At 38.1% G+C, this 22,717-nt stretch carries 22 protein-coding genes and 1 pseudogene; 21 read left to right on the top strand and 2 right to left on the bottom strand.

What is annotated here, in order from left to right:
- The first annotated feature begins 209 nt into the window (after window positions 1–209).
- From IGI97_RS10190 to IGI97_RS10145, 10 genes and pseudogenes are all read left to right on the top strand, one after another.
- Window positions 210–641: an Asp23/Gls24 family envelope stress response protein gene (locus IGI97_RS10190; RefSeq protein WP_002355874.1), complete on the top strand. Its 432-nt coding sequence runs from the start codon at window positions 210–212 to the stop codon at window positions 639–641.
- Complete coding sequence (nusB, locus tag IGI97_RS10185; protein WP_002355875.1) at window positions 634–1,086, top strand: transcription antitermination factor NusB; 453 nt, start codon at window positions 634–636, stop codon at window positions 1,084–1,086. Before IGI97_RS10190 ends, nusB begins: the two co-directional genes overlap by 8 nt.
- A gap of 103 nt (window positions 1,087–1,189) precedes the next feature.
- Entirely contained in the window at window positions 1,190–2,035 is an 846-nt protein-coding gene (locus IGI97_RS10180) for a bifunctional methylenetetrahydrofolate dehydrogenase/methenyltetrahydrofolate cyclohydrolase (RefSeq protein WP_438738567.1), read from the top strand.
- Between the two features lie 9 nt (window positions 2,036–2,044).
- Window positions 2,045–3,391, top strand: coding sequence for an exodeoxyribonuclease VII large subunit (gene xseA, locus IGI97_RS10175; RefSeq protein ID WP_010707749.1), 1,347 nt, complete (start codon window positions 2,045–2,047; stop codon window positions 3,389–3,391).
- A 1-nt stretch (window position 3,392) separates the two neighbouring features.
- Window positions 3,393–3,623, top strand: a complete 231-nt coding sequence (locus tag IGI97_RS10170; RefSeq protein ID WP_002355878.1) for an exodeoxyribonuclease VII small subunit — start codon at window positions 3,393–3,395, stop codon at window positions 3,621–3,623.
- Window positions 3,623–4,504: a polyprenyl synthetase family protein gene (locus tag IGI97_RS10165; RefSeq protein ID WP_002355879.1), complete on the top strand. Its 882-nt coding sequence runs from the start codon at window positions 3,623–3,625 to the stop codon at window positions 4,502–4,504. Before IGI97_RS10170 ends, IGI97_RS10165 begins: the two co-directional genes overlap by 1 nt.
- Before the next feature lie 13 nt (window positions 4,505–4,517).
- A complete protein-coding gene (locus tag IGI97_RS10160; RefSeq protein WP_002355880.1) occupies window positions 4,518–5,333 on the top strand; it encodes a TlyA family RNA methyltransferase in 816 nt (271 codons plus the stop codon).
- 138 nt (window positions 5,334–5,471) lie between these two features.
- Window positions 5,472–5,921, top strand: coding sequence for an arginine repressor (locus tag IGI97_RS10155; RefSeq protein ID WP_002358881.1), 450 nt, complete (start codon window positions 5,472–5,474; stop codon window positions 5,919–5,921).
- 17 nt (window positions 5,922–5,938) lie between these two features.
- Window positions 5,939–7,612, top strand: coding sequence for a DNA repair protein RecN (gene recN / locus IGI97_RS10150; protein ID WP_010825092.1), 1,674 nt, complete (start codon window positions 5,939–5,941; stop codon window positions 7,610–7,612).
- A 102-nt stretch (window positions 7,613–7,714) separates the two neighbouring features.
- Window positions 7,715–9,117, top strand: a pseudogene (locus IGI97_RS10145) (IS3 family transposase).
- A gap of 101 nt (window positions 9,118–9,218) precedes the next feature.
- Here the strand turns inward: IGI97_RS10145 and IGI97_RS10140 are convergent.
- Window positions 9,219–9,329, bottom strand: a complete 111-nt coding sequence (locus IGI97_RS10140; RefSeq protein ID WP_002383399.1) for a DUF4044 domain-containing protein — start codon at window positions 9,327–9,329, stop codon at window positions 9,219–9,221.
- A 67-nt stretch (window positions 9,330–9,396) separates the two neighbouring features.
- Entirely contained in the window at window positions 9,397–10,362 is a 966-nt protein-coding gene (locus tag IGI97_RS10135; RefSeq protein WP_438738564.1) for a magnesium transporter CorA family protein, read from the bottom strand.
- A 244-nt stretch (window positions 10,363–10,606) separates the two neighbouring features.
- Between IGI97_RS10135 and IGI97_RS10130 the strand changes: the two genes are divergently transcribed.
- The 11 genes from IGI97_RS10130 (at window position 10,607) to ftsZ (ending at window position 22,711) form a co-directional block, all read left to right on the top strand.
- A complete protein-coding gene (locus tag IGI97_RS10130) occupies window positions 10,607–10,999 on the top strand; it encodes a DUF3397 domain-containing protein (protein ID WP_002383401.1) in 393 nt (130 codons plus the stop codon).
- A 233-nt stretch (window positions 11,000–11,232) separates the two neighbouring features.
- Window positions 11,233–11,718 (top strand): division/cell wall cluster transcriptional repressor MraZ, encoded by a 486-nt coding sequence (mraZ, locus tag IGI97_RS10125; protein ID WP_002383402.1) that lies wholly within the window; start codon window positions 11,233–11,235, stop codon window positions 11,716–11,718.
- Window positions 11,719–11,732: 14 nt separating this feature from the next.
- Window positions 11,733–12,689, top strand: coding sequence for a 16S rRNA (cytosine(1402)-N(4))-methyltransferase RsmH (rsmH, locus tag IGI97_RS10120; protein ID WP_010820726.1), 957 nt, complete (start codon window positions 11,733–11,735; stop codon window positions 12,687–12,689).
- A 16-nt stretch (window positions 12,690–12,705) separates the two neighbouring features.
- Complete coding sequence (gene ftsL, locus IGI97_RS10115; RefSeq protein WP_002358883.1) at window positions 12,706–13,113, top strand: cell division protein FtsL; 408 nt, start codon at window positions 12,706–12,708, stop codon at window positions 13,111–13,113.
- The gene (locus IGI97_RS10110; protein WP_010777493.1) at window positions 13,113–15,341 is read left to right on the top strand and encodes a penicillin-binding protein; all 2,229 of its coding nucleotides are present in this window, start codon (window positions 13,113–13,115) and stop codon (window positions 15,339–15,341) included. Before ftsL ends, IGI97_RS10110 begins: the two co-directional genes overlap by 1 nt.
- Window positions 15,342–15,368: 27 nt before the next feature.
- On the top strand, window positions 15,369–16,334 hold the full coding sequence (mraY, locus tag IGI97_RS10105; protein WP_438738562.1) for a phospho-N-acetylmuramoyl-pentapeptide-transferase: 966 nt from the start codon (window positions 15,369–15,371) through the stop codon (window positions 16,332–16,334).
- A gap of 22 nt (window positions 16,335–16,356) precedes the next feature.
- Window positions 16,357–17,727 carry a UDP-N-acetylmuramoyl-L-alanine--D-glutamate ligase gene (gene murD, locus IGI97_RS10100; protein ID WP_002415087.1) on the top strand — a complete coding sequence of 457 codons (1,371 nt, stop codon included), beginning with the start codon at window positions 16,357–16,359 and terminating at the stop codon, window positions 17,725–17,727.
- Between the two features lie 4 nt (window positions 17,728–17,731).
- A complete protein-coding gene (murG, locus tag IGI97_RS10095; protein WP_002355896.1) occupies window positions 17,732–18,823 on the top strand; it encodes an undecaprenyldiphospho-muramoylpentapeptide beta-N-acetylglucosaminyltransferase in 1,092 nt (363 codons plus the stop codon).
- Window positions 18,824–18,831: 8 nt separating this feature from the next.
- Complete coding sequence (locus IGI97_RS10090) at window positions 18,832–19,956, top strand: cell division protein FtsQ/DivIB (RefSeq protein ID WP_002368241.1); 1,125 nt, start codon at window positions 18,832–18,834, stop codon at window positions 19,954–19,956.
- A 173-nt stretch (window positions 19,957–20,129) separates the two neighbouring features.
- Window positions 20,130–21,452, top strand: coding sequence for a cell division protein FtsA (gene ftsA / locus IGI97_RS10085; protein WP_002355898.1), 1,323 nt, complete (start codon window positions 20,130–20,132; stop codon window positions 21,450–21,452).
- A gap of 26 nt (window positions 21,453–21,478) precedes the next feature.
- Window positions 21,479–22,711: a cell division protein FtsZ gene (gene ftsZ, locus IGI97_RS10080; RefSeq protein ID WP_002355899.1), complete on the top strand. Its 1,233-nt coding sequence runs from the start codon at window positions 21,479–21,481 to the stop codon at window positions 22,709–22,711.
- Window positions 22,712–22,717 lie beyond the last annotated feature (6 nt).

The raw sequence follows: 22,717 nt of genomic DNA, 5'->3' as shown, positions 1-22,717 counted from the left end.
GCGAAATAGGCTAATTAATGATAAACTAAGAACGAGTATTGATAAGCAAAATTTGGACGTTCTTTCACAACTAACTGAAGAAACCAGTGTTGTTTTAATTTTTAAGAATCATCCGTTGCTTAAAAGAGAATCCTTAAGAGACTTAGTGATTCATCAAATAAATCGTTTATTTAACGATTTTGTGCGTAATAGATAAGGAGGACAACCAAATGTCAGAAGAAAAAAATCTTGTAATCAATGCAAACGATTCTTTAGGAGAAATCGTGATCGCTCCTGAAGTCATTGAAGTAATTATCGGAATCGCTGCTTCAAAAGTAGAGGGCGTTTATGGGATGCGTGGCACGTTCGCCAATAATGTGAATGAATTATTAGGCCGTGCAGCACACGGCAAAGGTGTATATTTACGAACAGAAGAAGAAGGCTTAAAAGTCGATATCTATTGTTACTTGAACTACGGTGTTTCTGTGCCAAAAGTTGCGTTAGAAATGCAAGACCGTGTGAAACAACAAGTCTTATTTATGACAGATATTGATTTAGTTGAAGTGAATATTCATGTTGTAGCGGTAGTACCTGAAAAAATCCCTCAACCAGACTTAAATGAATTATTCCCAGAAGATGAAGATGGAGAAGAGAATGAGTAAAACAGAATTAACCCGTCACGAGATTCGTGAAAAAGCGCTCCAAGCCCTTTTTCCTTTAGATTTTAATGCTGATTTAACCAAACAAGATGCCATTGATTATGCATTGGCTTATGATAATCGGGAAATCGTTAGTGAAGATGGCGAAGACCTAGTCCCTACGTATTTAGATTTACTTGTCGGCGGTGTGTGTAGCCGCAAAGCAGAACTAGACGAAGTGATTACGAACCATTTAGGTAATAACTGGTCTATGCAACGCTTAGCAAAAATAGATATTGTTATTTTACGCTTAGCTATTTTTGAAATGCTATACGTTTCAGATGTGCCAAACATTGTGGCATTAAATGAAGCCGTTGAGTTAAGTAAAAAATACAGCGACGACCGTTCGCGTAAATTTGTTAATGGTGTGTTATCAAATGTAATGAAAGAAATTGATTCAGAGGCGTAAGCTCTGAATCTTTTTTTACTATCTAACTGGTGTTAAGATACTGGGTTATATGCTAAAATAAATACTATTAAAGAAGTAAAGAAACAATAGAGGGAGCGAAGGAATGAGTACAGTAATTAACGGTCGTGAATTAGCAGATCAAATGCAAGCAGAGATTCAAAAAGATGTAGAAAAGATGACACAACAAGGCATCCAACCAGGATTAGTTGTTTTATTAGTTGGGGAAAATCCTGCCAGCCAAACGTATGTGAGAAATAAAGAACGTGCAGCAGCCAAAATTGGCATTCTGTCAAAGGTCGAAAAACTACCAGAAACTATTTCAGAAGAAGAATTATTGGCTGAGATTGACAAATATAATCAAGATTCACGCTTTCATGGCATTCTTGTACAACTACCTTTGCCAAAACATATTGATGAAGAAAAGATTTTATTAGCGATTGATCCCAAAAAAGATGTAGATGGGTTCCATCCAATGAATTTAGGCCGTTTGTTTGTAGGCAAACCTGAAATGATTCCTTGCACGCCGTATGGAATTATGAAGATGTTTGAAGCTTATGATATTGATTTAACAGGTAAACGTGCGGTGGTTATTGGTCGAAGTAATATTGTTGGCAAGCCAATGGCACAATTGTTGTTAATGAAAAATGCGACCGTGACGATTGCCCATTCTAAAACTGAACATTTAGCAGAAGTTGCAAAAGAAGCGGATATTTTAGTTGTAGCAATTGGACGCGGGCATTTTGTCACCAAAGAGTTCGTGAAACCAGGTGCGGTAGTGATTGATGTGGGTATGAATCGCAATCAAGAAGGAAAACTGATTGGTGATGTAGCATTCGATGAAGTTTCTGAATTTGCAAGCTATATCACGCCGGTTCCCAAAGGTGTTGGCCCAATGACGATTACCATGTTAATGTATCAAACAGTCGAGGCAGCAAAAAAACAAAAGTAAGGTGAAAAAATGACGCAACAATATTTAACAGTAACAGCCTTAACGAAGTATTTAAAACGTAAATTTGATGCAGACCCTTACTTAGGACGTGTCTATTTAACAGGTGAAATTTCGAACTTTCGCTTCCGAGCGAACGCGCATCAGTACTTCAGTTTAAAAGATGACCATGCGAAGATTTCTGCAATTATGTTTAAATCAGCCTTTCAAAAATTGAAGTTTCAACCAAAAGAAGGCATGAAAGTCATGGTGGTGGGGCGGATTTCGCTTTATGAAAACAGCGGCTCCTATCAAATTTATATTGAACATATGGAACCAGATGGTGTAGGTGCACTTTATCAAGCATTGGCAGAATTAAGAGAAAAACTAGGAAAAGAAGGACTTTTTGAAGGGCCTAAACAACAGTTGCCTCGTTATCCCAAACGAATCGCTGTGGTTACAAGTCCTAGTGGTGCTGTTATTCGGGATATCATTACGACAGTCAAAAGACGGTATCCGATTGCACAACTGGTCCTTTTTCCAACCTTGGTTCAAGGCGAGCAGGCGGCGGATGACATTGTGCGGAACATTCAGCGAGCCGATGCGCAAGGCGATTTTGATACGATGATCATCGGCCGTGGCGGTGGTTCAATCGAGGATTTATGGCCATTTAATGAAGAAAAAGTGGCTCGAGCCATTCATGCTGCCACCACACCGATTATTTCATCGGTTGGTCACGAAACAGATGTGACAATTGCCGATATGGTAGCAGATGTTCGTGCAGCAACGCCAACGGCAGCAGCGGAACTAGCGGTACCAGTTTTAAATGAAGAACTATTAAGAATTAGTGAACGGCGTAGTCGTTTAGAACAAAGCTTTTTATATCTCTTACAACAACGAACAGAACGTTTCCAACGACTACAAAATTCTTATGTGTTTAAGCAACCTGAGCGGCTTTATGAAGGTCAAACGATTAAATTAGATCGAATGACGCAACGTCTTTTCCAAGCAATGACAACAATTCATCACCAAAAACAACGTCAAGCCCAAGGAATTATCGCTCAATTGCAACAACAGACACCAAAGGGACAATTAAGAGAAAGTCAGCAACAATTGGCATTTTTACAACGAAACTTGCAAACACAAATGACACAATTGTTCCTAAACAAACAAAAGCAATTCACGTCTGCTGTTCAACAACTAGACTTACTCAGCCCACTCAAAATTATGGGTCGAGGATATAGTTATACTACAAAAGAGGACCGTGTCGTTAAAACTGTTACCGAGTTACAGCCAGCAGATCAATTAACGATTCATTATGCTGACGGTGCAGTTCAAGCAAACGTCGAAACAATAACAGCGAAAAAAGAGGAGTTTTAACATGCCAGCAAAAGAAAAAACGTTTGAAGAATCATTAAATGCCTTAGAAGAAATCGTTCAGCGCTTAGAACGAGGAGATGTTCCTTTGGAAGAAGCCTTAGCTGCCTTTCAAGAGGGCATGGCATTAAGTAAACAATGTCAAGATACATTGGAAAAAGCGGAAAAAACTTTAACGAAAATGATGACAGAAAACAATGAAGAAATTGTTTTTGAAGAGAGCGAGGAAGCGTAATGACGAATTTTAGTCAACAGCATTTACCGTTGGTTGAAAAAGTCATGGTCGATTTTATCGCAGAATATACTGAAAATGAGCGTTTGAAAGAAGCAATGCTCTACTCAATACACGCAGGTGGCAAACGATTACGCCCGCTATTAGTGTTAACAACAGTGGCCGCTTTTCAAAAAGAGATGGAAACACAAGACTATCAAGTGGCTGCCTCTTTAGAGATGATTCATACGTATTCATTAATTCATGATGATTTACCAGCAATGGACGATGATGATTTACGTCGTGGCAAACCAACCAATCACAAAGTGTTTGGTGAAGCGACTGCCATTTTAGCAGGGGACGGCTTATTAACAGGCGCGTTTCAGTTACTTTCTTTGAGCCAATTAGGCTTAAGTGAAAAAGTTTTACTGATGCAACAACTGGCAAAGGCAGCGGGAAATCAAGGCATGGTTGCCGGCCAAATGGGTGATATTGAAGGAGAAAAAGTCAGCTTGACTTTAGAAGAGTTAGCGGCTGTTCATGAAAAGAAAACTGGAGCGCTAATTGAATTCGCCTTAATTGCCGGGGGCGTATTAGCTAATCAAACAGAAGAAGTCATTGGTTTACTGACACAGTTTGCGCATCACTATGGCTTGGCTTTTCAAATTCGTGATGACTTATTAGATGCCACAAGTACAGAAGCAGATTTAGGTAAAAAAGTAGGCCGAGATGAAGCGTTGAATAAAAGTACGTATCCAGCTCTTCTAGGGATTGCTGGCGCGAAAGATGCGCTAACACATCAATTAGCAGAAGGCAGCGCTGTTTTAGAAAAAATCAAAGCAAATGTTCCCAATTTTTCAGAAGAACATTTAGCAAACTTGTTAACTCAGTTACAATTGAGATAGAAAGAAGGCACTTATGAAAAAAGAACGCGTCGATGTCTTGGCGTTTAATCAAGGACTATTTGAAACACGAGAAAAAGCCAAACGTAGTGTGATGGCTGGTTTGGTTTACAATGATAAAAATGAACGTTTAGATAAACCAGGGGAAAAAATTTCTGTGGAGACACCCTTACATACTAAGGGCCAAGTAATGCCTTATGTTTCTCGTGGGGGCTTAAAACTAGAGAAGGCACTGAATGTTTTTGCAATCAACGTTCAAGGCAAAACAATGCTAGATATTGGTTCCTCCACAGGTGGTTTTACCGATGTTGCTTTACAAAATGGGGCTCGTTTGAGTTACGCTTTAGATGTTGGCTATAACCAACTAGCATGGAAAATTCGGCAAGATGAACGCGTGGTGGTAATGGAACGTACCAATTTTCGCTATAGTAAACCCGAAGATTTCACCGAAGGGGTGCCGGATATTGCAACGATTGATGTTTCCTTTATTTCGTTACGCTTAATTTTGCCACCTCTTCATGATATTTTGAAAAAAGGCGGTAGTGTGGTGGCGTTAATTAAGCCGCAATTCGAAGCTGGCAAAGAGTTTGTTGGGAAAAAAGGAATCGTGCGTGATCCAGAAACCCATCAAATGGTTGTGGAGGAAATTACACGCTTTGCCATGAATAACGGTTATGATGTGAAAAACTTAGATTTTTCACCAATCACTGGTGGCGAAGGAAACATTGAATTTTTGGCACACTTAGTTTCTGTTGAAGGAGAAGGATCCTATCAAGCAACAGAATCCATTGAAGAAGTTGTCGCGCATGCGCATCAAAAATTAGCGGAATGATGAGAAAAGTTAGAAGAAAGAAGTGGACGCCTATAGGTGAAAGCTTCTTTTTTGTATAAATCTAGTAATTCATCTTTTAAAATGCATAAAAATAAGCTATGATGAGGGCAAGAGTAAACTGAAAAGGAGAGCGGCGCCATGAGAAAGCAAGATAGACACCGTTTAATTACACGTTTATTGACTGAAAAAAATATTCAAAAGCAAGAAGATTTTGTCAACTACTTACAAGAAAAGGGCGTAGCTGTAACACAAGCAACAATTTCTCGCGACATTAAAGATATGAAACTAATTAAAGTTCCTTCTGCAGAAGGGGGTTATCGGTATAGCCTTCCATTAGAAACACAAGCTAATACGAGTGCTAAACTTGCAAAGCTTTTAAAAGATGCCTTTGTAGCTGCAGAACAAATGGAAAAATATGTCGTATTACGAACCATTCCTGGCAATGCGGCGGCGTGTGGTAGTTTAATCGAAAAGAATTACCAAGAGAAACTTTTTGCCGTCATCAACGATGATGATAGTGTTCTCATGATTGCACGAACTGAGGAGGCGGCAGAAAAACTTCATAAAGAGCTGCTAAGCTATCTATAAAGAATGAGGTGAACAAGATGTTACAAGAACTTTCCGTGAAAAATTTTGCGATTATCTCTTCGTTACAATTAGAGTTTCAAATGGGTATGACCGTTTTAACGGGAGAAACGGGTGCGGGGAAATCCATCATTATTGATGCAATGGGATTACTCACAGGCGGACGCGGCTCCAGTGATTATATTCGTCAAGGAGCAAATAAATGCACCTTAGAAGGACTTTTTTCAATGCCGAAAAGTCAAGAATTAAAGCAATTATTAGAAGAATTAGGTATTGAAACAGAAGAAGATTCTTTAGTGATTCAACGAGATATTTCCGCTTCTGGTAAAAATGTTTGCCGTGTCAACGGACGAATTGTCAACATTACTAATTTAAAAAGAATTGGGGAATATTTAGTAGATATTCATGGCCAAAATGAACATCAAGAATTGATGCAAAGTGAACGTCATATTGATATGTTAGATGAATTTGGTGGGAAAAAACTTTTAGCAGTCAAAGAAAAATATACACGGGCATATCAAGAGTATCGCGCACTCGAAGCCAAAGTCAGAAAGCGACAAAAAAATGAAAAAGAGTTTGCCCAAAGAATGGACATGCTTCATTTTCAAAGTGATGAAATTGCTAGTGCCCAGTTGGTCGCTGGCGAAGAAGAACAATTGCTAGAAGAACGCAATAAACTGAACAATTTTCAAAAGATTGCTGATGCACTGACGATTAGTTATGCCGCACTAAATGGTGAAGACGATAGTAGTTTGGATAAAATCGGAACAAGTATGAATGAACTCGCTTCGATTGAATCCCTTGATCCAGAATATAAATCATTGTCAGATACTGTTCAAAATGCTTACTACTTACTACAAGAAGCTAGTGGAGATCTTTCTAGGTTGATTGATGGCTTAGAACTAGATGAAGGCCGCTTGAATGAAGTAGAAAATCGTTTGGAATTAATCCGTCAAATGAAACGTAAATATGGTGATTCGATCGAAACGATTTTATCTTACTATGAAGAAATCACCAAAGAGTTAGCAGAGGCTGATTTTTTGGAAGGTGGTACAGGTGACTTAGAAGCGTTGCTTGCAGAGAAACAACAAGCGGCTCATCAACAAGCGTTAGCTTTACGAAAAGAACGAAAGCGCCTAGCCAAAGAGCTCGAACAACAAATTTTAACCGAATTAAAAGAACTATATTTGGAGCGAACTGAATTTGAAGTCCGCTTTACAGAACTTGAGCATTTACAAGAAAATGGCTTAGACGGAGTAGAATTTTATATTACTACTAACCCAGGGGAACCATTAAAACCGTTAGTTCGGGTGGCTTCTGGCGGAGAACTTTCGCGAGTGATGCTGGCTATGAAAACAATCTTTTCTCAAACGCAAGGGATCACTAGTATTGTTTTTGATGAAGTGGATACAGGAGTCAGTGGCCGAGTAGCACAGGCGATTGCCGATAAAATTTATCAAATTTCAGAAAATTCGCAGGTGTTGTGTATCACGCACTTGCCACAAGTGGCGGCCGTTGCCGATGAACATTATTTTATTGAAAAAGAAATCGTGGCGGGTCGGACAGAAACAAGCGTCCGAATTTTATCTGAAAAAGAGCGAGTAAACGAAATTGCGCGTATGCTCGCAGGAAGTGAAATTACGAAATTAACCATTGAACATGCACAAGAGCTGTTGGCGATGGCGAAAAAATAGCCGCTCTATTTGAGCAAGTAAAAAAACAGCCCCTTCAATTGATAGAATGAGCCGACCCCCAAAAGTTAGACCTAGAAATCTAACTTTTGGAGGTTTTTTTGTATGGCAAAATACAGTTTTGAATTTAAACTTAAACTTGTTTATGACTACTTATCTGGTCAAGGAGGTCTAAGGTTTCTCGCAAAGAAGTATGGGTTTAAAGATAGTTCTCAAATAAGCAAATGGATAAATGCCTATAAGGAACTTGGTGAAGAAGGCCTACTTCGCAGTCAAAAAAATAAGAATTACTCTGTTCAATTTAAGCTAGATGCGATAGAGTTATATTTAACAACAGAGTTGTCCTATCAAGAAGTAGCTAATCTTCTAAAAATGAACAATCCATCATTGATTGCGAATTGGCTTAGAACGTATCAGAAGTTTGGTATAGAGGGACTCTCTAAACAGAAAGGACGTCCACCTACCATGCCTAAGAAGAAACAAAAGGAAAGCCAACCATTACCAAGTGAACGATCTCAAGTAGAGAAACTAGAAAAAGAAAATAGAATGTTAAAAATTGAGAATGCCTATTTAAAAGAATTGAGGAGACTGCGTTTAGAGGACGAACAAAAAATGAACGAATCGCACGAATCATTCACAGTCTCCGAAGACACTTTCGATTAAAAGATATTTTGGAAACCCTAAGGTTTCCAAAATCTACTTACATGTACTGGCAAAAACGCCTCGACAGAACAGCTTCAACACAAATCATTGAAGAAGAAATTCAAGCGATTCGTAAAAAACATCAACATTATGGCTATAGAAGGATGACCCAAGAATTGAAACGACGTGGATTTCAAGTGAATAAAAAGAAAGTCCAGCGATTAATACAAAAGTTAAAGTTACAAGTCAAAGCTTTTACTAAGAAATCCAGAAAATATAATTCCTATAAAGGAACCGTTGGTAAAATCGCTAAAAATTTGATTCGTCGCCGATTTAAAACCTCTGTTCCTCATCAAAAAATTACAACTGATACAACTGAATTTAAGTACTTTGAAGCAGATAACGTAGGCATCTTTCGTCAGAAAAAACTATACTTAGATCCATTTATGGATATGTATAATAGTGAAATTCTAAGCTATAGCCTTTCTACTCAACCAAATGGTAAAACAGTTATGGAAGGTCTGAAAGAAGCAATTTCTCAAACAAATGATTGTCCCTATCGGCGCACCTTTCACTCTGATCAAGGCTGGGCTTATCAAATGAATGTCTATATACAAGCATTAAAGGACAACAATATCTTTCAAAGTATGTCTCGAAAAGGAACCTGTTTAGATAATTCTCCTATGGAGAATTTCTTCAGTATCCTAAAACAAGAAGTGTACTATGGAAAAATCTATCAAAGTCAAAATGAATTGAGAGAAGCAATTGAGAACTACATTTATTATTACAATCATCACCGAATCAAGGAAAAACTTAACTGGAAAAGCCCAGTAGAATTTCGACAATTCAATCAAAAAACTGCATAAAAATAGAGTGGAAAAATCCACTCTATAAAAAGTCTAACTTTTTGGGGTCACTACAGAAGGGGCTGTTTTTTTACTTTTAATGTGTGAAAAAGTTCTCCAGTTTAAAGACTAAGAATCGCTGTTAAAACAGTTGAACCTACAATTGCGATCAGCATTAGCCAAACCACGACTTTCGTGATTTTTGAAAAGCGACTTTGTTCTTTGTCGTTCATAAATGACACGTCCTTTTTAATTTCTGCTAATAGTGTACAACCTTTTCCTGAAAACAGCAACCTAAAGTTATAAGAGATTCTTTTTCTTTAAAATTCGAATACTAATTACGCAGATTAAGGTAGTGATAGCAAAAATAATCCAAAAAGAATATTCATGCTCTGCAAAAGGGAGTTTCACATTCATGCCGTAAATTCCTCCGATGATGGTCGGAATGGTCAAGACAATTGTTAAGGATGTTAAAATTTTCATGACATTATTTAAGTTATTTGAAACGATTGCTGAAAAAGTATTACTAATGTTATCAACTAATTTTAGTTGTATTTTAGTCGTATTCAGTCCTTGTTCTAGTTCAATCAGAATATCCCTTAAAAATGGCAAATGTTTTTCTGGATGATTAAAAATTTCAGCGCTATATAAACGTTTTAATACTTTTAAATTATCCGTTAAAGCTGCTTCGAAATAAACTAGACTTTTTTGAATGTCCATTATCTGATACAATTGACTATTTTCTGTGGCTACTTGGAGCTCTCCTTCAAGTTTGTTGGTTTGTTGGATAAGTGCTTGTAAGTTTTTATTGAAGGAAAGGGCCATTTTCCATGAAAGGGCTAAAATTAAGGCCTTTTCAATAGAAAGATTTTGATGCGTGAACGCCTCTTTTTGGATCCCATGAACGATGTCGTTAGGCCCATTGCTAACAGTAATTAGTTTGTTATTGACGGTTGCGATTAAAGCAATCGGCACCGTTTCTACTTGCAGATAGCCACTAGGACTGATACTAGCTTTGGGATAACGAAATAAAAGTAACGTAGGCGTTTGTAATTTTTCGTGGCGGAAACCTTCCACTCGAGCATTTTCTTCATCATCTAAAACGCCGGTAAGATAATCTGTTGGTAAGTGGTATTGATTGACGAGACGCTCGATTTCTTCTTCTGTAGGAGATTCTACCGAAATCCAACTTAGGGCTTCATCGTCTGGTGAACAAGGTTCAAAATAGTCATTTTTCAATAATAAATAATTAATCAAAAGATTCACCCCGAATCAACATTTTTTGTTCTAAATCCATTATAATAGAAGTATGACACAATACGAGAAGAAAAGCTTATAAAAAACATTCAAAAATAAGTGGCCGCGATAGGTGAGGCCTCGTTTTGAAAATGGTTTGATAAGTAATCCGTTTTTTATATGAAAAAGCAAGCAAAAAGGGCTTTTAGCACATATATTTAAACGAAATGAAACATCTGTGTAACGTTGATGAAGTATAGTTATAGCAGGTGGAATGAAAGGATTTGTTGAGAGAATGGTGTCGTTTTCGGCAATAATGTTATTTTGGTATATTTTTCCGGTAATTGTGCTCTTTGCGTGCAATTTTCTCGTGTCCACTTTTTCCCTAACGGAACGTTGGAAAATAAAAGCACCGGATTTGGCCATTCCGTTTTTATTCATAGGGATCCATGAGTTATCCAAAGATAGTTATGATGAATCGATTATGCCGTATTTTGTGATTTCTATTTTGTTATTAGGAGTCGCTGTTGCCCTGTTTCAAGCTTATTATTATGGAGAGATTTTATATAGACGATATTTCAAGATGTTTTGGCGGTTGACGTTTTTACTAACGTTTGTGTTGTATGTGTTGCTTATCTTGCTAAATATCAGTCATTATCTACTGTAATAAAGCGTGGAGACAATAGGGGAAATACGCTGTGGGAAAATGTCCCCCACAACTCCCCACTCCGTGGGGTTTTTTTGTTATTTTGGGGGTTATTTGATAAAAAACATAGTAAAAACCTTGTTATAATAACATTTTTTGTTGGATGATGCTTGTTACATAAAACCCTGTAAATATTACAGAAATTTTAAATAACAGTTAAAAAATAGAAGTTTTTAGATTTATAGTGGTAGAAAGTGGTGGGATGTGGTAGACTTGTTCTATCAAGTGGAAAAGCGGGTGTATTGGCTATGCTTATGGGTGAATACCAACATAATATCGATGCCAAAGGCCGCCTAATCGTTCCATCAAAGTTTCGTGAGGAACTTGGTGAAAAATTTGTGGTAACGAGAGGGATGGATGGCTGTTTATTTGGTTATCCTTTAAATGAATGGTCACAACTTGAAGCAAAACTTCAAGAAATGCCCTTAGCTAAGAAAGATGCACGTACCTTTGTACGATTCTTTTATTCCGCTGCAACAGAATGTGAGATTGATAAGCAAGGTCGTATCAATATTCCAGCGAATTTACGAACACATGCCAGTTTAGAAAAAGGCTGTGTTGTTATCGGCGTCTCTAACCGAATTGAAATTTGGAGTGACGAACGTTGGCATGCATTCTCTGATGAAGCTGAAGAAAACTTTGATGAATTAGCAGAAACAATGATTGATTTTGGATTTTAGGAATGAGGCAAATGATGACTGAAGAATTTCGCCATTACACCGTTCTTTTAAAAGAAACAGTGGATGGATTACAAGTGAAGCCGGATGGCGTATACGTAGATTGCACACTCGGTGGTGCCGGACATAGTGAATACTTACTGACACAATTGAATGAGCGCGGTCATTTATATGCCTTTGATCAAGACCAAAAAGCGTTGGCACATGCTAAGACTCGTTTGCAGAAATATGTAGACAAAGGTCAAGTGACCTTCATCAAATCAAATTTTAGAAATATTAAAGAAGAATTGGCAGAACACGGGGTGTTCCACGTTGATGGGATTCTATACGATTTAGGTGTTTCTTCACCACAATTAGATGAAGCAGAACGTGGTTTTAGCTATCATCAAGACGCGCCCTTAGATATGCGCATGGATCAAGATGCACCCTTGACGGCTCGCGAAGTGGTGAATACGTATAGCTATAGTGAGTTAGTAAAAATTTTCTTTCGTTATGGGGAAGAGAAATTTTCGAAACAGATTGCTCGAGAAATTGAACGTGTTCGCGAAAAGCAACCAATTGAAACAACAGGCGAACTCGTTGAGATTATTAAGACGGCGATTCCAGCTCCAGCAAGACGCAAAGGTGGACATCCTGCAAAACGAATTTTCCAAGCAATTCGCATTGCCGTTAATGATGAATTAGGGGCAGTTGAAGAGTCGCTAGAACAAGCAATTGATTTGCTAGCGAAAAATGGCAGAATCAGTGTGATTACGTTCCATTCGTTAGAAGATCGTATCGTTAAAACAATGTTTAAAGAATACAGTACGGTACAAGATTTGCCACCAGGCATTCCAGTGGTACCAGAAGAATTTCAACCAGAATTAAAAGTAATTACCAGAAAACCAATTTTACCAAGTGACAGTGAGTTATCTGAGAATAATCGTTCACGAAGTGCGAAGTTACGCATTGCCGAAAAAATAAAATCTAGATAGAGAGAGGGGTAGACACATGGCTGAATTGAAGAAAGTAAATGATTTCCATTATGAAGCACCAGAAATGGATCAGCCAACTGTGGCAACAGAGCAAGACAGAAAAATGCAAGAGGAAACACTACCTGTCCCCACTCTATTACCCAAAAAGAAACTAAAAAATGTCTCTTTACTAGAAAAATTAATCGGTGTTGTATTAGTTTGTGCAACGATTGGTATTGCAATTGCGACAATTCAAGTAAGAACGACAATTGTCCAAACCATGAACGATATTACAGAAACACAAGCAGTCATTAAAGAAAAGGAAGATAACGCTTTGAAATTGGAACAAGAAAGAAGCGAACTTTCTAAATCAGATCGAATCAAAGATGTCGCTAAAAAACAAGGACTAGAAAATAACGGCGACAATGTTAGGACTGTTAAATAATGAGTAAAAGACATAAATTTAAACAATTCATGAAAAAGAAAAACTTAAATCCGATGAACAATCGTAAAAAAGTAGGCATCATTTTATTCGCTACGAGTATTGGATTGTTCTTTTTATTTGCCTTTAGAACGACATACATTGTGGCAACAGGCAAAGTAGCCGGTGTATCACTAAAGGAAAAAACAGCTTCTCTATATGAAGGAAGCCAAGTGGTAAAAGCTAAGCGAGGATCAATTTTAGATCGATATGGTAATCCAATCGCAGAAGATGCTACTTCTTATTCGTTATATGTCGTATTATCAAAAAAATATACGGGACAAAATAATGAAAAGCTATATGCGGAGAAAAAAGACTTCGATGATATTGCTGAAATTTTAGCGAAATATACCAAACTAGACAAAAAAACAGCATTGAAATACTTGAATAATGGGATCCATGAAGATGGGTCAACACAATATCAAGTGGAGTTTGGTACGGGTGGTCAAAATATTACCTTGGAAACACGCCAAAAAATTGAAGCAGATTTGAAAAAGAAAAAAATCTCAGGTGTTTATTTCAATGAACATCCAGCCAGATTATATCCCAATGGGCAGTTTGCTTCTCACTTTATTGGCTATACAAAAGCAGCCAATCCAGATGATGATAAAGAAGGCTTAGTAGGCGCGATGGGACTAGAACAGGCCTATAATGATATTTTAAGCGGAACCGATGGCCGTGTGTATTTTGAAAAAGATATTTACGGTAATGCCTTACCAGGAACTGTGGCGGAAGAGAAAAAAGCAGTGGATGGTCAAGATATTTACACAACGCTAGATAGTCGCTTGCAAAATACCTTAGAAGATTTGATGACGCAAGTTAATGAAAAATATGAACCAGTTTCCATGACTGCCATGTTAATGGAAGCAAAAACAGGCGAAATTGTTGCCATGTCTCAACGGCCAACATTTAATCCTGAAACGAAACAAGGATTAGACAATAATGGCACGTGGCAGAACCTATTGGTTGAAAGTCCGTATGAACCTGGTTCAACGCTTAAATTATTTACGTCGGCGGCTGCCATTGAGCAAGGATTGTTTAATCCAAATGAATCATTTAACCGTATAGGTGGTATCACTGTTGGTGACACCACGATTAACGACCATGATGTCGGCAATTTAAAAGACAAAACGTCTTTAACTTATCGTCAAGCTATTTCTTGGTCTAGTAATATCGGAATGGTGAACTTGGAACAACGAATGGGTGGCGACAAGTGGGTCGAATATTTGAAAAAATTTGGGTTTGGTTCAAGCACACATTCAGGTTTAACTTCAGAACACACTGGGAAACTTCCAGATAATAATATTGTTGATCGGGCCAATTCAGCTTTTGGTCAAGGGATTACGGTTACTAATTTCCAAATGATGAAAGGTTTCTCAGCTATTGCAAATGACGGTTCAATGTTGCAACCTCATTACATCAGCAAAATTGTTGACAAAAATACAGGAAAAGAAACGATTACGGAACCACAAATCGTAGGAACCCCAATCAAAGCGCAAACAGCTCAACAGATTCGTACGTACATGATTGATACTGTTGAAGACCCGACTTACGGGATTGCGTATGATATTTATAAAGTACCAGGCTATCATGTTGCTGCCAAAACAGGAACTGCCCAGATTTCAGATGGTAAAGGGTACGTTGATGGAGCAAGTCAAGTCTTGTCTTCTGTAGTGGAAATGGTCCCAGCGGATAATCCTGAATATGTTTTGTATATTACACTTAGACAAGCAAAATCAGGTTCGCCTTCAGAAGCAATGGCGGCAATTGCAAACCCATTAATGAAATTAGCGTTAGACATTAAAGAGACAGATCCGGAAACAACGAAAGTAGCTTCTGATAAAGTCACAGTTGCTGATTATAAAAACATGACACCAGCGGAAGCGTTGGCCAATGCCAAAGTGAACGGGGTGGATCCTGTGATTATCGGTGATGGTGAAAAAATCAAGAAACAATCAACACCGTCTGGTCAAACATTAATGCCTAATCAGAAATTGATTTTGATCACAAATGGAACGAACTATATGCCTGATTTAACCGGCTGGTCGAAGAGCGATGTTACCAAGTTTGGCGATCTATTAGGTTTGACTGTCGAGTTTAAAGGTGAAGGCTATGTGACGAAACAAAGTATCGCTGCTGAAACTGAAATTACGGAGAAAAAATTAACCGTGACTTTAGAAGGCACAGAATAATAACGTAGAATAATTAGGAGAGATAACATGGAGTGGACACAGATTTTTATTCCCATAGTGGTGAGTTTTGCCATTACAGTGAGCGTAATGCCACTATTCATTGGCTATTTTCAAATTAAAAAACAAGGGCAGGTTACTCGTGAAGATGGCCCAACTTGGCATAGCGTGAAAACAGGTACCCCTACAATGGGGGGAGTCGTTTTCCTTGTAGCCAGCTTGATTACTTCGCTAGCAATGGGGTTGTTCTTCCACCAATTTACACCGTCTCTACTAATTATTCTATTTATTTTAGTATTATACGGTTTGCTAGGTTATTTAGATGATTTCATTAAAGTCTTTAAAAAACGGAACATGGGCTTGAATTCTCGTCAAAAATTAATTGGTCAAATTTTTGGTGGGTTGGTTTTCTACTTTGTTTATCGAAGTGAAGGCTTTTCAGACACCTTAGATTTGTTTGGATTAGCAGAAGTTCCGTTAGGTATTTTTTATGGCGTGTTTATTATTTTTTGGTTAGTCGGTTTTTCTAATGCCGTGAATTTGACAGATGGGATTGACGGCTTAGTTGCTGGTTTAGGAACAATTTCATTCGGTACTTATGCAATTATTGCCTGGAAACAACAACAATTTGATGTTGTGATTATCTGCCTAAGTGTGATTGGTGGGCTGATTGGCTTTTTCCCTTATAATAGAAAACCAGCAAAAATCTTCATGGGTGATGTTGGTTCATTAGCATTAGGTGGATTGTTAGCAGCAATTTCAATTATTTTGCATCAAGAATGGACGCTACTTTTAATTGGACTTGTCTACGTTTGTGAAACAGCAAGTGTTATTTTACAAGTTGCTTCATTTAAATTATTTGGTCGACGGATTTTTAAAATGTCACCAATTCATCACCATTTTGAAATGTGTGGTTGGTCTGAATGGAAAATTGATTTTGTCTTTTGGTCTGTCGGTTTAATCTGTTCAGGAATCACATTATGGATTCTTTTCTAATCTATCAAAGGGGAAATTGACAATGAAAAAAATAACAACCTATCAAAACAAAAAAGTGTTGGTTTTAGGACTAGCTAAAAGTGGTGTCAGCGCAGCGAAACTCTTACATGAGTTAGGTGCGCTCGTTACCGTTAATGACGCAAAACAATTTGATCAAAACCCTGACGCCCAAGATTTATTAACCTTGGGTATTCGTGTTGTTACAGGGGGGCATCCAATTGAATTGTTGGATGAAGAATTTGAACTAATCGTTAAAAATCCTGGTATTCCTTATACAAATCCACTTGTGGCAGAAGCACTAACTCGGAAAATTCCTATCATAACTGAGGTGGAATTAGCAGGTCAAATTGCCGAATGTCCAATTGTCGGCATTACGGGCACCAATGGTAAAACAACCACGACCACGATGATTGGTTTACTGCTAAACGCTGACAGAACGGCTGGTGAGGCACGTTTGGCGGGAAATATTGGTTTTCCAGCGAGTACGGTGGCTCAAGAAGCAACAGCCAAGGATGATCTTGTGATGGAACTTTCTAGTTTTCAGTTAATGGGAATTGAGACGTTTCACCCACAAATTGCAGTAATTACAAATATTTTTGAAGCACACTTGGATTATCATGGTTCGCGGAAAGAATATGTTGCTGCAAAATGGGCCATTCAAAAAAACATGACCGCAGAGGACACCTTGATTTTAAATTGGAATCAAGTAGAGCTTCAAACGTTAGCCAAAACCACAGCTGCCAACGTATTGCCTTTTTCAACGAAAGAAGCAGTAGAAGGGGCTTATCTTTTAGATGGGAAATTATATTTTAATGAAGAATATATTATGCCCGCCGATGAGTTAGGTATTCCTGGCAGTCACAATATTGAAAATGCACTCGCAGCGATTTGTGTAGCTAAATTAAAAAATGTATCGAATGTTCAGATTAGACAAACTTTGAAAAACTTTTCGGGCGTTCCCCATCGAACGCAATTTGTTGGCGAAGTTCAGCAAAGACGTTTTTATAACGATTCAAAAGCAACCAATATTTTAGCTACAGAGATGGCGTTAAGTGGGTTTGACAACCAAAAGCTACTTTTACTTGCGGGTGGCTTGGATCGCGGTAACTCATTTGATGAATTGGTTCCTGCTCTGCTGGGACTCAAAGCAATTGTTTTATTTGGAGAAACCAAAGAAAAATTGGCGGAAGCTGCTAAAAAAGCGAACATTGAAACAATTTTATTTGCTGAAAATGTTCAAACGGCGGTTACCATTGCCTTTGATTATTCGGAAAAAGATGATACTATTTTACTATCACCTGCTTGCGCAAGTTGGGACCAATACCCGAATTTTGAAGTACGCGGGGAAGCCTTTATGCAAGCTGTTCAACAATTAAAAGAAAGTGAAATGTGAGAAAATGAAGATACTAGTAACTGGTGGTGGCACAGGTGGGCATATCTATCCTGCGTTATCCTTCGTCGAACACGTCAAAAAAGAAGCACCTGCAACAGAATTCTTGTATGTGGGAACAGAAAATGGTCTAGAAAGTCAAATTGTGCCAAAGGCGAAAATTCCATTTAAAACGATTAAAATTCAAGGATTCAAGCGTTCGCTAAGTCCTCAAAATTTTAAAACAATTTATTTATTTTTAACAAGCATTAATAAAGCAAAAAAAATTATTCGTGAATTTCAACCAGATGTGGTCATTGGTACAGGCGGTTATGTTTCTGGTGCAGTGGTTTATGCGGCCCACCAATTAAAAATACCGACAATTATTCATGAACAAAATAGTATCCCTGGAATGACAAATAAATTTTTAAGTCGTTATGTGGATAAAATTGCAATTTGTTTTCCAGATGTCGCTAGTTTTTTCCCGAAAGAAAAAACAATTTTAACAGGGAACCCGCGGGGACAAGAAGTCGTAACGGTGGAAAAATCAGCTATTTTATCAGAGTTTGGCTTGGATCCAGCAAAGAAAACGGTGGTTTTATTTGGCGGAAGTCGTGGCGCCTTGAAAATCAATCAAGCGTTTGAACAGGCCTTTCCTTTGTTTGAAGAGAGAGAGTATCAAGTTTTATACGCTTCAGGAGAAAGATATTATCAGGAACTTCAAGAAAGTCTAAAGCTTTCTGAAAAGAAATTGACAAACATAAGTGTGCAACCGTATATTGATAAAATGGTTGAAGTGATGGCTAATACCGATTTAATGGTGGGACGTGCAGGAGCAACCTCAATTGCGGAGTTCACCGCATTAGGATTACCAGCAATTTTAATTCCGAGTCCTTACGTCACGAATGATCATCAAACGAAAAACGCGCAAAGCTTAGTAAAAGTTGGTGCTGTTGAAATGATTCCAGATGCAGAATTGACCGGCGCTCGTTTAGTTGCGGCAATAGATGATATTTTATTAAACAATGAAAAAAGACAACAGATGGCAACGGCGTCCAAAGGGGAAGGCATCCCAGATGCAAGTGATCGTTTGTATCAAGTTGTGAAAACGTTAGTCTGAGATAGGAGGTGTGGAAGATTAGTAACGAGAACGATATATTCAAAAAAAGAAAACCATTACCTCCAAAAAAATCGGAAGAGTCTCAACCTGAACTGACACCTTGGCAAAAACAAAACCAAGAATATTTGAAGAAGCAAGCGGAAGAAGCTGCTTCAAAAGGTGAAAACGAACAAGCAGAAGTCACCATCACTTTACAAGAACAAAGTCAAGAAGAGCCTCAACAACATCTTCCACAAGAAACAGTGGAAGAAGAGGAGCATTTTGCAGATCGTTTACCGAACGTTAAGAAAACACGGAACAAGCGCTTATATAGGCGTTTAGCCTTTATTTTAACTTGTTTAGGGACAGCCATTTTAGTGGCATTGTATTTTGTTTCGCCTCTTAGTCGATTGAGTGAAGTAACAGTTTCAGGTAACAAAAGTGTGGAGAGCCAAGCGATTATTCAGCAGTCAAAACTTGAAACGGGCAGTGGCTTATGGGAGCAGTATTCAAATAGAAATTATTTTTCTGCAAATATTCAGAAAAAGTTTCCAATTATAAAAAAGGCGAACATTAAGTTAAATGGTATTAATTCATTTAAAATTGATATTCAAGAGTATCAAATTGTCGCTCTTGCTGCGACTAAAGGCGGCTATCATCCGATTTTAGAGAATGGTAAAACTTTGGCGGAAACCACCAAAGCTGCTGAAAGTGGCAAACCAATTTTTGAGAATTTCAAAGAGGATAAATTAATCCCTGAATTAATGGCCTCTTACAACAAATTACCTCAAGAAATTAAACAAGGAATTTCAGAAATTAAATATGCACCATCCAAAACCAATAAAGACTTGATTAATGTCTATATGAATGATGGAAATCGAGTGATTGTTAATATTTCTGATTTAAGTGAAAAAATGGCTTATTATTCACAAGTAGCCGAGCAAATGGACAAACCTGGAATCGTTGATATGGAAGTCGGCATTTTTTCTTATCCGTATGAAAAAGAAAGTGAAGAAACGGGTAGTGAAGTTTCCGAAGATTCAGCGGTTGAAAATCAAGAAGTTGTGGACCCAAATGCAGGCGTAGCAACGGATGAAGCGAATAACGGTACGCCGACAAATGGAGAAAATCAAGAAGTGCAACAAGCAGAATAAGTTTTTTACAAAAATGTTTCAAAAATTAACGAACAAATTCGTATAATCTGCTTTCTAAAACCCCCATTTTTATGGTAAAATTGGAAGAAGTGAATAATACTAAAAAAGAGATAGTTAAACGGACGCCTTTGTCCGCTTAGATATTGGAATTAATAGGAGGAGGAATTCCGTTCATGGCAAAAACAGGAATGTATGTAGGCCTCGATATTGGTACAACTTCTGTCAAAGTAGTTGTCGCTGAATATATTGAAGGTCAAATGAACATCATCGGCGTTGGAAATGCAAAATCAGACGGTTTGAATCGAGGGATTGTCGTCGATATTGATCAAACAGTTCAAGCAATCCAACGGGCCGTTCGACAAGCCGAAGAAAAAGCCGGCATTCAAATTAAAAGCGTAAATGTTGGATTACCAGCGAATTTATTAGAAGTAGAAAGCTGTCAAGGAATGATAGCTGTTAGCAGTGAATCAAAAGAAATTACAGATGAGGATGTGCGCAACGTCGCATCTGCAGCTTTGGTTCGTTCAACTCCTCCTGAACGTCAAATTGTTGCAATCTTACCGCAAGACTTTACCGTCGACGGCTTTGAAGGCATCAAAGACCCACGTGGAATGCTTGGCGTTCGCATGGAGATGTTTGGCGTTGTCTATACTGGACCAAAAACAATCATCCATAACATCCGTAAATGTGTTGAAAAAGCTGGCTTAGGAATTAACGAATTAGTGATTACACCGCTTGCTTTAACGGAAACAATTTTAACAGATGGCGAAAAAGACTTTGGAACAATTGTCATTGATATGGGTGGCGGTCAAACAACGACATCTGTTATCCACGACAAACAATTGAAATTTACTCATGTTAACCAAGAAGGCGGCGAGTTCATCACGAAAGATATCTCAATCGTATTGAATACTTCTTTTAACAACGCCGAAGCCTTAAAAATTAATTATGGGGATGCTTATCCAGAAAGAACTTCAGCAAACGAAGAGTTTCCTGTTGATGTTATCGGTAAGTCAGAGCCTGTAAGAGTGGACGAACGTTACCTTTCAGAAATTATTGAAGCGCGTGTGGAACAAATTTTGAGAAAATCAAAAGAAGTTCTGGATGAAATTGATGCGTTTGAATTACCTGGAGGCGTTGTGTTAACTGGTGGCGCCGCTAGTATGCCAGGTATTGTCGATTTGGCGCAAGAGATTTTTGAAGCCAACGTAAAACTATACGTACCAAATCACATGGGCTTACGTAACCCAGTCTTTGCTAATGTCATTAGCATTGTGGAATATTCAGCGCAACTAAACGATATTTATCACATTGCCAAATATGCAATCCCTGGTGAAAAATCGAAACCAGCACAATCAGTCGCTGTCCAACAAGAAGTTCGCTATGACACATATGCTGAACAGCCTCAAGAAGAATACGAAGAATTCAACGAACGTGAGTCTGGTGAAAAAGTGACAGGCAAAATCAAAGACTTCTTCTCGAACATTTTCGACTAATCACACAAACAGGAGGATACGATATCATGGAATTTTCATTAGACAATAACATTAACAACGGTGCAGTCATTAAAGTTATCGGTGTAGGTGGCGGCGGCGGAAACGCTGTAAACCGTATGATCGAAGAAAACGTTAAAGGCGTGGAATTTATCACAGCCAATACAGACGTTCAAGCATTAAAACATTCAAAAGCAGAAACAGTGATTCAATTAGGCCCTAAATACACTCGTGGTTTAGGTGCCGGTTCACAACCTGAAGTTGGCCAAAAAGCTGCAGAAGAAAGTGAACAAGTGATTTCAGAATCATTACAAGGCGCGGATATGATTTTCATTACTGCTGGTATGGGTGGCGGAACTGGTACAGGTGCTGCGCCAGTAGTTGCAAAAATCGCTAAAGAATTAGGCGCTTTAACAGTTGGTGTAGTAACTCGTCCATTTAGTTTTGAAGGTCCAAAACGTGGTCGTTTTGCTGCTGAAGGAATTGCCTTATTAAAAGAAAACGTTGATACACTATTAATTATCTCAAATAACCGCTTATTAGAAGTCGTTGACAAGAAAACGCCAATGCTTGAAGCATTTAGAGAAGCTGATAATGTATTACGTCAAGGTGTTCAAGGGATTTCAGATTTAATCACTGCACCAGGTTACGTAAACTTGGACTTTGCTGACGTGAAAACAGTGATGGAAAACCAAGGAACAGCTTTAATGGGAATTGGTGTAGCGAGCGGCGAAGAACGTGTAATTGAAGCAACGAAAAAAGCTATTTCTTCACCATTGTTAGAAACATCAATCGATGGTGCGGAACAAGTCTTATTAAACATTACTGGTGGCTTAGATATGACCTTGTTTGAAGCGCAAGATGCTTCAGATATCGTTACAAATGCTGCTTCAGGTGATGTGAACATCATCCTAGGTACATCAATTAACGAAGATTTAGGCGACGAAATTCGTGTAACAGTAATCGCTACAGGTATTGATGAATCAAAAAAGGATAGAAAACCGCACCGTCAAACAAGACAAGCGGTTCAACCAATGCAACAAACAACTCAATCTGTGGAAATGGATCAACCAAAATCACAAGAAGAAGCAAGTGCTTTTGGCGATTGGGATATTCGCAGAGAACAAAATACACGTCCAAAAGTTGATGAATCTTCATTAGAACAAGTAGACAAAAAAGAATTTGACACATTCCACCGTGAAGAACCAAATCACAATGATGACGAATTAAGTACGCCACCATTTTTCCGCAGAAAACGATAAGGAGCA

Source organism: Enterococcus sp. DIV2419, from assembly GCF_051711865.1.
Taxonomy (GTDB): domain Bacteria; phylum Bacillota; class Bacilli; order Lactobacillales; family Enterococcaceae; genus Enterococcus; species Enterococcus faecalis.
This window is presented reverse-complemented; position numbering and strand designations above follow the sequence as displayed.